This window comes from Curtobacterium flaccumfaciens (assembly GCF_051548005.1).
Classification (GTDB): Bacteria; Actinomycetota; Actinomycetes; order Actinomycetales; family Microbacteriaceae; genus Curtobacterium.
The window spans coordinates 1-13,234 of sequence record NZ_JBPUGH010000097.1 but is presented as its reverse complement, the minus strand read 5'-3'; the positions used below and the strand labels follow the sequence as shown (position 1 = coordinate 13,234).

Annotated in this window: 12 protein-coding genes; 8 read left to right on the top strand and 4 right to left on the bottom strand. The window is 71.5% G+C overall.

The annotated features are described in order from the left end of the window. On the top strand, positions 1 to 873 hold an 873-nt coding region (locus tag ACSW7Y_RS11790), incomplete at its 5' end, for a DNA-formamidopyrimidine glycosylase family protein (RefSeq protein ID WP_438126472.1). A gap of 28 nt (positions 874 to 901) precedes the next feature. Here the strand turns inward: ACSW7Y_RS11790 and ACSW7Y_RS11785 are convergent. Then, positions 902 to 1,486, bottom strand: a complete 585-nt coding sequence (locus ACSW7Y_RS11785) for a TetR/AcrR family transcriptional regulator (protein WP_438126471.1) — start codon at positions 1,484 to 1,486, stop codon at positions 902 to 904. A gap of 156 nt (positions 1,487 to 1,642) precedes the next feature. Between ACSW7Y_RS11785 and ACSW7Y_RS11780 the strand changes: the two genes are divergently transcribed. The 3 genes from ACSW7Y_RS11780 to ACSW7Y_RS11770 all read left to right on the top strand — a co-directional run bounded on the left by ACSW7Y_RS11780 (position 1,643) and on the right by ACSW7Y_RS11770 (position 5,104). After that, positions 1,643 to 3,010 (top strand): MFS transporter, encoded by a 1,368-nt coding sequence (locus ACSW7Y_RS11780; protein WP_438126470.1) that lies wholly within the window; start codon positions 1,643 to 1,645, stop codon positions 3,008 to 3,010. Positions 3,011 to 3,119: 109 nt separating this feature from the next. Continuing rightward, positions 3,120 to 3,950, top strand: a complete 831-nt coding sequence (locus ACSW7Y_RS11775) for a sugar phosphate isomerase/epimerase family protein (RefSeq protein ID WP_438126469.1) — start codon at positions 3,120 to 3,122, stop codon at positions 3,948 to 3,950. Then, the gene (locus tag ACSW7Y_RS11770; protein WP_438126468.1) at positions 3,947 to 5,104 is read left to right on the top strand and encodes a Gfo/Idh/MocA family protein; all 1,158 of its coding nucleotides are present in this window, start codon (positions 3,947 to 3,949) and stop codon (positions 5,102 to 5,104) included. The genes ACSW7Y_RS11775 and ACSW7Y_RS11770 overlap by 4 nt, the downstream gene beginning before the upstream one ends. 285 nt (positions 5,105 to 5,389) lie before the next feature. On the opposite strand, the gene ACSW7Y_RS11765 is transcribed toward ACSW7Y_RS11770, so the two are convergent. Next, on the bottom strand, positions 5,390 to 6,157 hold the full coding sequence (locus ACSW7Y_RS11765) for an SDR family NAD(P)-dependent oxidoreductase (RefSeq protein ID WP_438126467.1): 768 nt from the start codon (positions 6,155 to 6,157) through the stop codon (positions 5,390 to 5,392). 94 nt (positions 6,158 to 6,251) lie between these two features. Here ACSW7Y_RS11765 and ACSW7Y_RS11760 point away from each other — a divergent pair, with 94 nt between their 5' ends. Beyond that, on the top strand, positions 6,252 to 7,142 hold the full coding sequence (locus ACSW7Y_RS11760; protein ID WP_438126466.1) for a LysR family transcriptional regulator: 891 nt from the start codon (positions 6,252 to 6,254) through the stop codon (positions 7,140 to 7,142). Positions 7,143 to 7,294: 152 nt separating this feature from the next. Here the strand turns inward: ACSW7Y_RS11760 and ACSW7Y_RS11755 are convergent, their stop codons facing one another. After that, entirely contained in the window at positions 7,295 to 8,635 is a 1,341-nt protein-coding gene (locus tag ACSW7Y_RS11755; RefSeq protein ID WP_438126465.1) for a flavin monoamine oxidase family protein, read from the bottom strand. Positions 8,636 to 8,782: 147 nt separating this feature from the next. On the opposite strand from ACSW7Y_RS11755, the gene ACSW7Y_RS11750 reads away from it, so the two are divergent. Beyond that, entirely contained in the window at positions 8,783 to 10,546 is a 1,764-nt protein-coding gene (locus tag ACSW7Y_RS11750; RefSeq protein ID WP_438126464.1) for an APC family permease, read from the top strand. A 155-nt stretch (positions 10,547 to 10,701) separates the two neighbouring features. Here the strand turns inward: ACSW7Y_RS11750 and ACSW7Y_RS11745 are convergent, their stop codons facing one another. After that, the gene (locus ACSW7Y_RS11745) at positions 10,702 to 11,163 is read right to left on the bottom strand and encodes a DUF4383 domain-containing protein (protein WP_438126463.1); all 462 of its coding nucleotides are present in this window, start codon (positions 11,161 to 11,163) and stop codon (positions 10,702 to 10,704) included. 321 nt (positions 11,164 to 11,484) lie between these two features. On the opposite strand from ACSW7Y_RS11745, the gene ACSW7Y_RS11740 reads away from it, so the two are divergent. Further along, positions 11,485 to 12,405 (top strand): ABC transporter ATP-binding protein, encoded by a 921-nt coding sequence (locus ACSW7Y_RS11740; protein ID WP_438126462.1) that lies wholly within the window; start codon positions 11,485 to 11,487, stop codon positions 12,403 to 12,405. Beyond that, complete coding sequence (locus ACSW7Y_RS11735) at positions 12,402 to 13,232, top strand: ABC transporter permease (protein WP_438126461.1); 831 nt, start codon at positions 12,402 to 12,404, stop codon at positions 13,230 to 13,232. Before ACSW7Y_RS11740 ends, ACSW7Y_RS11735 begins: the two co-directional genes overlap by 4 nt. Positions 13,233 to 13,234 lie beyond the last annotated feature (2 nt).

Sequence of the window (13,234 nt, the reverse complement as noted above, 5' to 3'; positions counted from 1 at the left end):
CCGCCGGGTGGCCGGGTGGCCGGGCAGCCGGCGGTCGGTGTCGGTCGTCGGCCGTACCCTGCCGGCATGCCCGAGGGTGACTCCGTCCACCGCCTGGCCGTCCGGCTCCGCGCGGTCGACGGTGCTCGGGTCCACTCCGGCGAGCTCCGCAGCGGGCCGGACGCCGGGTACGCCTTCCGAGGACAGCGGGTCAGCGGTCACGCCACGCACGGCAAGCACCTGCTGACCCGCTTCGACGACGACACCACCCTGCACACGCACATGCGGATGCAGGGGTCGTGGACCGTGACCGCTCCCGGCCGTCGGTTGCCGCTCCACGTGGCGCGCACCGCCCGCGTGCGACTCGCGCTCGACGACGGTCGGACGGTCTGGGGGATCGACCTGCCGGTCGTCGAGCTCGTCCCCACCGCCGAGGAGCACCGCGTCGTCGGGTACCTCGGCCCGGACCTGTTGCACGACGACTTCGACCGCGACGAAGCCGTCCGCCGGTGCACGAGCGACCCCGCCGCGACGATCCGGACGGTCCTGCTCGACCAGTGCCGGGTCGCGGGCCTCGGCAACCTCTGGGCGAACGAGCTCTGCTTCGTCCGCGGCCTGCACCCGGACCGGCTCGTCGGCGACGTCGACGTCCCGACACTCCTCGACACGGCACGCCGGATGCTGCGGCACTCGGCCACCGTGCCGGACGCGTACCAGGTGACCACCGGGGTCCTCCGTCGCGGCGAGCGGCACTGGGTCGTCGGACGGGCCGGACGTCCGTGTCTCCGGTGCGGGACGCGCGTGCGGGCACGGGACGACGTCGAGGTGGTGGGGTCGCCGGCGCGGCGGGTGTGGTGGTGCCCGCGGTGCCAGCCCGCGCCGACGACGCGCTGACCGACGGCATCCGTTCCGCGCGGAGGGCTCAGAGCACCCGCTCGAGCAGCCGCAGCGTCCCCGCGATGTCGATGCTCGGGTCCAGCAACCACTGGACCTGCAGCCCGTCGAACGCCGCGATGATGAGCGACGCCACCTGCTCGAGGTCCGCGTCCGAGTACCGCCCGGAGGCAGCGAGCTCGTCCCGCAGCTGCGCCGCGAGGTCGGCCCGCACCGTCTCGAAGCGCTCCGTGAAGAACGCCCGGGCCTCCTCGTTGCCGGGCTCCACCGACGCCCCGAGCAGCGTCGTGTACATCGTCACGAGGCCGGGGACGCTGACGTTGTGGTCCGCGGAGTGCGCCATCCGCGGGAGGACGCCGTCGATCCCGGCCATCCGGGCAACCGAGTCGGCGTCCCGCTGTCGGAGCACCTCGATCAACAGCGCCTCGCGCGACGCGAAGTAGTGCCGGAGTGCCGCGTGCGAGACCCCGATCGCATCGCCGATCGCCCGCAGCGAGGTGCCGTCGATCCCGCGGTTCGCGACGACGTCGAGCGTTCGGTCGAGGATCTCCTGCCGTCGCTGGACCCCCTTGGCGTACGGGCCTCGTGCGCCGTTTCCCGCGGTGGAACTCACGCTGCAAGGCTACGGCCCTCGGGCGGGCGGCCGATCGCGCGAGAAACGTGCGTGCAAAAAACTTCCGCATGGAGGTTTTCGGTGCTACTGTCGCCGTCACCTAGCACCGCTAGGTATTCAGATGGGCGTCAGCCCCTGGTGGCTCGAGGAGGAGTCATGTCGACACCGACGTCGAAGGAAGAACCGAAGTCCGGCCTCGCCGGCACCGCAACGCCGCCCGTCACCGCGGCAGCCGGAGCGACGAGCACCGACTCCGCCGCGGCATCGCGGGCGTTCTCGGTCGAGGGCATCACGCAGGCAGTCAGCAGCGTGCGTGTCGGCCGCGGCTACCTCTGGGGCCTCAGCTTCGCCCAGTTCGGGCTCTTCGTCGCCCTGCTCACCCCGGTCTTCGTGAGCATGTCGATCAAGGCGGAGCAGCTCAACCCGGCCAGCCCCGAGACGGTCGTCGGCTCGGTCCTGCCGTTCGGCGCGTTCGGCGCTCTGCTCGCCAACCCGCTCTTCGGAGCGATCTCGGACCGCACGCGCACCCGCTGGGGTCGCCGTCGCCCGTGGATGATCGGCGGTGTCGTCGTCTTCGTCGGTGCGCTCGCCTGGCTGGCCTACTCGCCGGACGTGCTGCAGCTCACCCTCGCCTGGGTCCTCGCGCAGGTCAGCGCCAACGCCGTGCTCGCCACGCTCACCGCGAGCTTCGCCGACAACGTGCCCGAGTTCCAGCGCGGCAAGGCGTCGAGCGTCATCGCGCTCGCACAGAACATCGCGATCCTGGCCGGTCTGTACCTGGCCGTGTACCTCGTCGGCAACCTGCCCGTCCTCTTCGTGGCGCCGGGCATCCTGGCGATCATCGCGATCGTGGTCTACGCCGTCATCTGCCGCGACGACCTGCCGACGACGCCGATCAAGCCGTTCAGCTGGCTCAACCTGATCAGCTCGTTCTGGACGAACCCGATCAAGCACCGCGACTTCGGGCTCGCCTGGTGGGGCCGCTTCCTCATCACCTTCGGCACGTTCATGTTCACGACCTACCGCCTGCTCTACATGCAGGACCGGATCGGCCTCGAGCAGAAGGAGGCCGTCGGGGTCGTCGCCTTCGGTGTGCTCCTCTACACCGTCGCACTCCTCGTCAGCGCCGCGGTCTCCGGATGGGTGTCGGACCGCATCGGCCGTCGCAAGGTGTTCGTCTGGAGCTCCACGGCGCTCACCGCGGTCGGCCTGGTCATCCTGGCGCACGTCGACTCCGTCGGCGGGTTCTACTTCGCGGAGATCGTGATGGGCTTCGCGTACGGCATCTACGCCGCGATCGACACCGCGCTCGTCGTGGACGTCCTGCCCGACCCGGAGCGTCCCGGCAAGGACCTCGGCGTCATCAACATCGCGAACGCCCTGCCGCAGTCGCTCGCACCGGCGGTCGGCCTGTTCCTCCTCGGCATCGGCGGTGGGCAGAACTACACGCTCATGCTCTGGGGCGCCGGCGTCGCGGTCCTGCTCGGAGCCCTCGTCATCTTCCCCATCAAGTCCGTCAAGTAGCGGCTCACCAACGCAACCGCCTGGAGGCGCGACCCGCGTCGACGACGCGAGTCGCGCCTCCCAGGCCGTCACCGCCACCCCGCGACGACGCGGGAAGAAAGGACCCACCATGGCACCCGCCATCTCCCTGCAGCTCTACACGGTGAACGCCGCGCTGGAGCCCGACCTCGACGGCGGCGTCCGCCGCCTCGCCGACATCGGCTTCGACACCGTCGAGGCGTTCGCGTTCGTCGGCCGCTCCGCCGAACTCAAGCGGGCCTTCGACGCGCACGGCATCAGCGCGAAGACCGGTCACGCCTTCCTCGTGCAGCAGGAGATCCCGCTGCCCGACGGCTCCGTGATGACCGCACCGTCCCACGCCGAGACCTTCGCCGCGGCTGCCGAGCTCGGCCTCGAGATCGTCATCGACCCGTTCGTCGGCCCCGACGAGTGGACCACCCGCGAAGGGGTCGAGCGCGTCGCCGCCCGCCTGAACGAGGCAGCTGCCGAGGCCGCCGAGCACGGCATGCGCGTCGGCTACCACAACCACGACCACGAGCTCCGGCCGCAGATCGACGGCAAGCCCGCGCTCCAGGTGCTCGCCGAGCTCCTCGACCCGCGGGTCGTGCTCGAACTCGACCTGTACTGGGCGTCGGCCGCGGGCATCGACCTCGTGCCGTTCATCCAGGAGCTCGGCGACCGGATCGTCGCCGTGCACGTCAAGGACGGCCCGATGCACGACGGGATCTCCACCGCCTCGATCCCGACCGACCAGACCCCGGCCGGCCAGGGCGACGTCCGCCTCGCCGAAGCCATCGCCGCGGCACCCTCGCTCGAGTACGCCGTGATCGAGTTCGACGGTTTCGACGGCGAGATCTTCGACGGCGTCGAGCAGTCCTACCGGTGGCTCGACGCCACGCTGAACGCCGTCGCGCCCGACACCGAGGCGGTCTCTGCATGACCCGCACCGGGAAGGTCGGCGTCGGGTTCATCGGCGCCGGCATGATCAGCGAGCAGTACCTCACGAACCTCACGCGGTTCCCCGACGTCGAGGTCGTCCGCATCGGCGACATCGACACCGACCGTGCGGCGGCATCGGCGGCGAAGTGGGGCGTCGCCGCGTCCGGCACCGGCGACGACGTCCTCGCGGACCCGGACGTCGAGATCGTCGTCAACCTCACGCTCCCGGCCACGCACGTCGAGGTCTCGACCGCGGCCCTCCGCGCCGGCAAGCACGTCTGGAGCGAGAAGCCGATCGGGGTCGACCGCGAGTCCGCGGCCGGACTGGTCGCCCTCGCGGAGTCGCTCGGGCTGGGGCTCGGCATCGCGCCCGACACCGTCCTCGGCTCCGGCTGGCAGACGGCCAAGCGGGCGATCGAGGCCGGCGCGATCGGCACGCCCCTCACCGCCGTGACGAGCTTCCAGTGGCAGGGCCCGGACGTGTTCCACCCGAACGCGTCGTTCCTCTACGCGAAGGGCGCGGGCCCGTTGTTCGACATGGGCCCGTACTACTTCACCGCGCTCGTCCACCTGCTCGGGCCGATCGCGTCGGTCGTCGCGACCGGCTCGAGGTCGCGCGACACCCGCCAGCTCGTCGTCGGGCCGAACGCCGGCCAGGAGTTCCCGGTCGAGGTCCCCACGCACCTCTCCGTCCTGACGTCGTTCGAGCAGGGCGGCAACGCGCAGTCGCTGCTCTCGTTCGACACCCCGCTGTTCCGCCACGGCGTCTTCGAGGTGAACGGCACCGAGGGCACGATCGTCCTGCCCGATCCGAACACCTTCGGTGGCGGGCACCCGATCCGCATCGCACGACCGCTGGGTGCGGATGTCTCGTTCCCGTTCGAGCAGGAGTGGGAGACCGTCCTCGACGAGGAGCCCACCGCGGGCCGCGGCCTCGGCGTGCTCGACATGGCGCGGGCGATCCGTGGCGGAGGCTCGCACATCGCGACGGGCGAGGTCGGGTACCACGTCCTCGACACGATGGTCGCGGTGGAGGAGTCCGTCGAGCGCCGTGCGTTCGTCGACGTCGAGTCGACCGTCGGGCCGATCGCGTCGCTGCCGGAGGACTTCGACCCCTTCGCTGCCACGCTCGACACGGTGGCCGCCGGGGTCTGACGACCGCGGGGGCCCACGCCGCCGGTTCCTGCACGATGCGCCAGCGGCGTGCAGGCCGTGTCGGTGGGGCGAGGCCCTGCTCACGTCCGCCGCGTGCGGGACGTGAGCAGGGCCTCCCGTCCGTCCGGGGCCTGGTCTGGCCGCGCGCTTGGCGGAACGGCCCCGCTCGCCGGGTCGCGCGCCGCGGGCTGACCCCGAGTCTCGGCTCCGCGGACACTTCCGCGGTCTCCGGATCGCGAAGGTGTCCGCCTACGCGAGGCTTGGTGCAGCGCTCGGCGCGGTGCGTCACCAGGGGACGACGCCGGCGTCCTCGAAGAAGCCGCCCCGCGGGCCGTCGTCGGGCAGCGTGGCGAGGCGGATCGCGGTCGCCGCGCCCTGTGCTGCGGTCCGGTCGCCCGCGAAGCCGTTGAAGTCCGTCGCGACGAGACCGGGGCACGCCGCGTTCACGATGATCGGTGTGTCTGCGAAGGCCCGGGCGTACTGGGTCGTGATGCCGTTGAGGAACGTCTTCGACGGCGCGTAGGCGGCCATGATCGGTCCGGGCTGCCGGCCGAGCGAGCCCATGCTGCTCGACGCGTTCACGATCCGCGGCGCGGGGGAGCGCCGGAGCAGCGGCAGGAACGCGTTCGTCACGCGGACGACGCCGTAGACGTTGACGTCCACGACCTGCCGGACGACGTCGAGGTCGAGCGTCGTCGGGTCCTGCGTCCAGGTGGCGGGGTCGAACGGGCCCGAGATCCCCGCGTTGTTGACGAGGACGTCGAGGCGCCCGAACCGCTGCTCGACGTCGGCGGCGGCAGCGACGACCCCCTCGTCGTCCGTGACGTCGATCTGCACCCCGTGCGCGTCGATGCCCTGTGCACGCAGTCGATCGACGGCCGCGGCCCGGCCCTCGTCGTCGCGCGCTCCGACCAGCACGCGGAGGCCCCTGGCGCCGAGGCCCTCGGCGATCGCGGAGCCGATGCCCTTGTTCGCGCCGGTGACCAGCGCGATGGTCCTGTGGTTGGTGTCGTTCGTGTCGTTCTTGCTGGGGGTGTCGTTCTGCTCGTCCATGTCCTCGATCGTCCGGCCGGTGGTGTCGACGCGTCCAACACCGATCCGGTCCCCGGTGGTACCCCACGGGTATCACCGGGCGTACGCTCTCGACGTGGACGACGTCGAGACCCGCGAGCTCCGGTACTTCCTGGCCGTGGCGGAGGAGCAGCACTTCGGGCGTGCGGCCCTGCGACTCGGGATGGCCCAGCCCCCGTTGTCGCGCGCGATCCGGCAGCTCGAGACACGGATCGGTGCGCAACTCTTCGACCGCGACCGACGCGGGGTGCGCCTGACCCCGGCCGGCGAGGTGCTCCTCCGCGACGCGCCGGCAGCGCTCGACGGCGTCCGCGCGGCCGTCCGGCGCGCGCGACGGGCCGGCGCTCCGGTCCGGCGTCTCGTGCTCGCGACGAAGGCGGGTTCGTCACACGCGTTCCTGCAGTCCCTGCTCGATGCGCACGAGGCCGCCGTGGGTGCCGGCGTCCCCGACGCGGTCCCGATCGACGTCGAGCTGTGCGAGATCGGCGAGCAGGCGGGGCTCCTGCTCGACGGCACGGCGGACGTCGCGATCATGCACCGACCCTTCGACGACTTCACCGGCATCGAGTCCGTCGACCTGCACTCCGAACCGCAGGTCGCGATCGTGCCCGCGTCGCACCCGCTCGCCCGGCGGCGGTCACTGACGATGGCGGAGGTCTCCTCGGTGCCGGACCTCCCGATGGCCCGGTGGCCCCTCGCCGACTGGACCTACCCGCCTGGCCCGGGTCCTGAGGTGCACTCGCAGTCGCAGCTCGCCCAGCTCGTCGCGCTCGGACGCACGCTCCTCGTCATCCCGCGGTCGAGTCGTGCGTGGCAGTGGCCGGAGCACACCGCGGTCCCGGTGCTCGACGCACCGATCGCCACCACGGTCCTCGGCTGGCCGGAGGGCCGCCGCACGCCGGAGGTCGACCAGCTCGTCGCGACCGCGCTCCGCCTCGAGGACGACTCCGCGGCCGCGACGGCCTGACCCGAGCCGCCTGCCGAGACTCGGCTCGGCGGACGGTCACGCGGCGAGCGGGCCGCGGAACTGTCCGCCCTCGCGAGTCTCGGGTGGGACCAGCACGGGCGCGGGACGTGCACGGCTGCGGGCGGCGCCAGCGCGACGCGCGCGCAGTGCGGTCAGGCCCAGAGGCGGGCGATCGGCACCGCGTGCCCGAGGACCCGCTCGGCCGCCCGGTGCCCCGAGTACAGCGCAGCCGCCACCGTCGCCGGGTCGTCCGTCCACGTCCCCTCGCCGGCCAGGTGCAGGACGCCGTCGATCGGCTCCGCGAGGCCGTCGTGGTCCGCCGTCGTGGATCCCGGCAGCATGTGCGCGTACGAGCCCCGAGCCCACGGATCGTCCTGCCACGCGGTCACGACCACCGAGGTCGGCTCTCCGACACGATCGCCGTACAGCCGACGCAGCTGTGCGAGCACCGAGTCCCGCACCCGTTCGACCGGCCATCCGCGGATCGCCCGCGCTGCCGGTCCCGCGGCGAACGTCAGCAGCGTCGGTGCCCCGTCGATCCGGGTGAGGTCGTACCAGGAGTGCCACCACGACCCCTCGGGCCCGAGCTGTCGGACCACGTACACGTCGTCGTCCCAGAAGCGGTCGGGGAACCGCAGCACGACCTTCTCGAAGGAGTTCATTCGCAGACCGTCGAGTGCTGCTCGGTGTCGCTCGGGGAGTGGCGGGTCGAAGGCGATCGAGCCCGCGTGCAGCACGCCGACGGGGACGGTCACGACGGCTGCGCTCGCGACGAACGGCGCTGCTCGCCCGCTGTCGTCCACCGTGACCACGACCCCGTCCGTGCCCCGCGACACCGCGGTGACGGGCTGCCCGAGCCGGACGTCGAGCCCCTCGGCGAGGCGCGCGGGCAGCTCGTCGTACCCGTGCGGGAACACGACCTCGTCCCCCTCGATCGAGTCGTCGTCCAGGCCGTGCGCGGCGAGTCCGTCCGCGGCCACGCCGTACTGCTCCTCGCTGCGGTGCTCGAGGTGCTCACGGACCCGCTCGGCACGGTCGGCATCCCACCCCTGCGCGGCCACCGCCCGTTCGACGACCGTGCGGTAGGAGTCCGTCGGACCGGATGCCTCGATCACGCCCGCGAGGGTCCGGTCGACCGCGTGCACGTCGTCGGCGAACCGTGCGGCCTCGTCGTCCAACATCCGAGACCCGTCCGGGGCGTGGTACGCGATCGGCCGACCGTCCACCTGGTACCCGCCCACGGTGAACTCCACGGTGGGCAGCCCGAACGCTCGCGCAGCGTCCGCGACCGCGCTGCCGTCGATGCCGTGGATCCACGACGCTCCGAGATCGGTGACCTGCCCGTCGCCCCGGACGGTGTGCACCCGCCCACCGACCCGGTCGCGTGCCTCGAGCACGACGACCCGCCGCCCGGTGTCCTGCAGCAGACGAGCCACGGTGAGGCCAGCGACCCCCGCGCCCACGACGACGACGTCCCACGAGGAGGTGTCCACGCTGGTGCTCCTCTCGACGGCGGGTCACGATCATCACAGGGTAGTGCGGATCTCGTCGTCGAGCGCTAGTTTCAGTGCTCGTATCCACGCTGTGGTGGAGACGCGACGACGGATATCGTCGCCGGACACATCGAGAGGTGGCTGGTCATGCGTGATGGCGGAGTGGTGACTGCGGCCACCGACACGACCGCGGTCGACAAGGGACTGCGGACCGGGACGCTCGGGCTGTTCGGCAGCGTCGTGATGGGCATCTCGTCGACGGCGCCCGCCTACAGCCTCGCGGCGAGCCTCGGCCTGGTGGTCGCGAGCGGCGGGGCGCTGCTGGCGGGCGTCAAGGCGCCGGCGATCATGCTCCTCGCGTTCATCCCGATGTGGATGATCGCCGTGGCCTACCAGGAGCTCAACAAGGAGGACCCGGACTGCGGGACGACCTTCACGTGGGCGACCCGGGCGTTCGGGGCGGTCACCGGGTGGCTCGGCGGCTGGGGCATCATCGCCGCGGACGTCATCGTCATGGCGAACCTCGCGCAGATCGCCGGCTCGTACGGGTACACCTTCGTCGGGGTGATGACGAACGATCCGGCGATCAGCGCACTCGGGAGCAGCACCCTGTGGTCGACCGTGGCCGGCGTGCTGTGGATCGCCGTGATGACCGTCATCTGCTACGTCGGCGTCGAGGTCTCGGCCCGCCTGCAGTACGTGCTCCTCGGCATCGAGGTCCTCGTCCTCGTGATGTTCGCCGCCGTCGCCCTGGTCAGGGTCGGCACCGGGCACGGCGTCGCCGGGTCGATTGCACCGTCGCTGTCCTGGCTGTGGCCGAGCGGCATGGACTTCGGGTCCGTGATCGCGCCCGCCATGCTCACGGCGATCTTCATCTACTGGGGCTGGGACACCGCGGTGTCGCTCAACGAGGAGACGAAGGACCCCGAGAAGACGCCCGGTCGCGCAGCCGTCATCAGCACCGTGCTGCTGCTCGTCATCTACGCGCTCGTGTCCATCGCCGCGATCGCGTTCGCCGGGGTCGGCACGAAGGGCATCGGCCTCGGCTCGCAGTCGAACGCCGACGACGTGTTCTCGGCGATCGGCCCGACCCTCTTCGGGGACTCCTTCATCGGCCACGCCGCGATGGCGCTGCTCGCGTTCTCGATCCTGACCTCCGCGTCCGCGTCCACGCAGACGACCATCCTGCCGACCGCCCGCACCGCGCTCTCGATGGCGGCGTACAAGGCGATCCCGACGCAGTTCGCCCGCATCCACAAGCGCTTCCTCACGCCCACGTGGTCGACCATCGGCATGGGGATCGCTTCGATCGGCTTCTACGTCCTCTTCACCCTCGTCTCGACGAACCTGCTCACCGCCCTGATCGGCTCCGTCGGGCTGATGATCGCGTTCTACTACGGCCTCACCGGGTTCGCGTGCGTGTGGGTGTACCGGCGCACGCTGTTCTCGAGCGTCCGGAACGCCGTCATGCGCGGACTCGTGCCCCTGGTCGGCGGGATCACGCTCGCGGTCACCTTCGTGTACGGGCTCGTGCAGTTCGCCCAGCCCGACTGGCTGCAGGACGACGCCGGCCACGACGTGACCATCCTCGGCATCGGGGCGGTCGCCGTCGTCGGGGTCGGATCGATCCTGATCGGCGTCGTGCTCATGGTGATCTGGTGGCTGCGGTCGCCCGACTTCTTCGCCGGCCGGACGCTCACCGCGCGGACCCCTGTCCTCGTGCTCGACACCCCGGGTGGCATCGAGACCCGCGGTCTCCCGGACTCCGGCCGCGAACCGACGGTCATCGCGCCGGACATGTCGAACCTGCCGACCGGCAGCGTGGCGGTGGACGAGGAGACCGGCAAGCGCTTCCGCCGGACGCGGTCGCGTCGCGGCGACCGCCCTGACGGCCGTCGCGACGGTCGATGATGCGGCGGTGCGCACACGCCCCGCGCGCGAGGTGACCACACGACGCACTGGCGGCCCGGTACCAGCTGGTACCGGGCCTCCAGGCCGTCGAGTGGTCACCCCTGATCCGAGCGACCGCACGCGGCGGGTCGGTCGCCCGACCCGCCGGGACGGCGTCAGCGCGCGGTGCGCGCCCCGATGCGCGGGACGACGAGGCCGAGGACGACCATCGCGACCGCGAGGATGAGGTGCAGCACGTTGTCAGCGCTGTTCAGCGGCACGAAGTTCGCACCGGTCGCCATGCCGGCCGTGAAGAGGCCGTAGATGAAGACGACGAAGTAGACGATGCCGCCGACGACGAGGTAGTTGCGCGAGCCGACGTGCGAGCGGGCGGCGATGACACCGACGACGCCGAAGAGCAGGTGCACGATGTTGTGCAGGACGGACACCTGGAAGACGCCGACGAGCAGCGCCATCGAGCCGTGGCCGGCCATCGACATGGAGCCCATGTCCATCGTGAGGCCCGGGATGAAGCCAGCGATGCCGACGAGCAGGAACACGACGCCGAAGAGCAGCGCGACCTTCTGGGTCAGCGTGGCGGCGAAGCCGGTGCGGGCGGGTGAGGTGTGTGCGGTCATGGTGCGGTCCTTCCGAACGGTGGGTTCGAACTCGATGGGCCCGAGGCGGAGTCGCCACGGAACTGTCCCAGTCGCACAGGGTCTTCGGAGCGGACGATCCGGTGGTTTGGAGGAGTTCGTGAGGACTCCCGGGTTCCGGCTGGTGATCCGTCGTGCTCCAGGGGCGCTGTGCCGATCCAGCCTGCAGGTTGCCTGTGGATCCGGTTCGGGGTATTGCGCTCCGTGGACTCCTGACCCTCGTTCTGGGGGCGTACCGGAGCGGCCGCATCTCCGTCGCACGGGGGACGCGCGTGGCCTGAGCATCGCCCTAGCGTTGGCTGCGTGATCGAAGTCGAGCACCTCACCAAGCACTACGGCCAGAAGATCGCCGTGAACGACGTCTCGTTCGTCGTCCGACCCGGGAGCGTCACGGGCTTCCTCGGGCCGAACGGCGCGGGCAAGTCCACGACGATGCGCATGATCATGGGACTCGACCGCCCCACCTCGGGTCGGGCGATCGTCAACGGCGCGCCCTACCGGAGCTTCTCCGACCCGCTCCGGCAAGTCGGGGCGCTCCTCGAGGCGAAGGCGGTGCACTCCGGGCGCAGCGCCTACAACCACCTGCTCGCGCTCGCGGCGACGCACGGCATCCCGAAGGCCCGGGTGCACGAGGTCATCGACATGACCGGGCTGGACGCGGTCGCGAAGAAGCGCGTCGGCGGGTTCTCGCTCGGCATGGGGCAGCGCCTCGGCATCGCGGCGGCGCTCCTCGGCGACCCGAAGACCCTCATCCTCGACGAGCCGGTCAACGGCCTCGACCCGGACGGCGTGCTCTGGGTCCGGCAGCTCGCCCGCCGCATGGCCGCCGACGGCAGGACCGTGTTCCTCTCCAGCCACCTCATGAGCGAGATGGCGCAGACCGCGGACCGCGTCGTCGTCCTCGGCCGCGGTCGGGTCCTCGCCGACGCACCGATCGCCGAGTTCGTCGCCGGTGGTCAGAACGGCGGCGGGAGCCGGGTGCTCGTCCGCACCCCAGCCCCCGACCAGCTCTTCGGCGCGATCGGGTCCGCCGCGTCCGCCATCACCCCGCGCGAGGACGGCGCCTTCGTGGTCGTCGGCCCCGACGCGCAGCGCATCGGTGACGTCGCCGCGCAGGTCGGCGCCCCCATCCACGAGCTCACCCCGATGGGCGCCAGCCTCGAGGAGGCCTACATGGCACTCACCCGCGACGACGTCGAGTACCGATCGGAGGGCGTCCGATGACCGCCGTCACCATGCCCCGCTCCACGAGCCTCTCCTTCCCGCGACTCGTCCGGAGCGAGTGGATCAAGCTGCGCAGCATCCGGTCGACGGTCTGGTGCTACGCCATCGTCGTCGTCCTGACGCTCGCGATGGCGTACCTGCTCGGAGCCGTCGACACCGGCGTCCAGCGTGGTGCTCCGACCGCCGTGGCGAACGAGCTCATCGTGCAGGTCAGCGCCGCCAGCGTGTCGCTCACCGCGTTGGTCGTCGGGGTCCTCGGGGTGCTCATCATCACGGGGGAGTACGGCACCGGGCAAATCCGGTCGACCTTCACCGCGGATCCCGGGCGCACCGGCGTCGTGCTCGCCAAGGCGTTCGTCCTCGCGCTGACGACGTTCGTGGTCAGCGCCGTCGCGACCTGGATCGGCGTCGCGATCACCTCCGCGCTGCAGGCCGGCCGGGACATCCGCCCCGACCTCGCGGACCCCGCGGTGTTCATGCCGATCCTCGGGTCGTCGGTCTACGTGACGCTCGTCGCGCTCCTGGCGTTCGGCATCGGGCTCCTCGTGCGGTCGAGCGCTGGCGGCATCGCCATCACGCTCGGCATCCTGCTCGTCCTGCCGACCATCGTGCAGATCATCGGCGGACTGACCAACCAGCAGTGGATCATGGACGCCTCGCAGTTTCTGCCGTCCTCCGCCGGAGCCCAGCTGTACACGTTCGACTCGGGCGCGCAGCAGGGCGACGGCCTGGACCTCGGTGGCTGGGGCGGCTTCGGGGTCCTCGCGGGCGAAGTGGTCGTAATCGGCGCGATCGCGCTCGCCGCGGCGCGTTCGCGCGACGTCTGAGC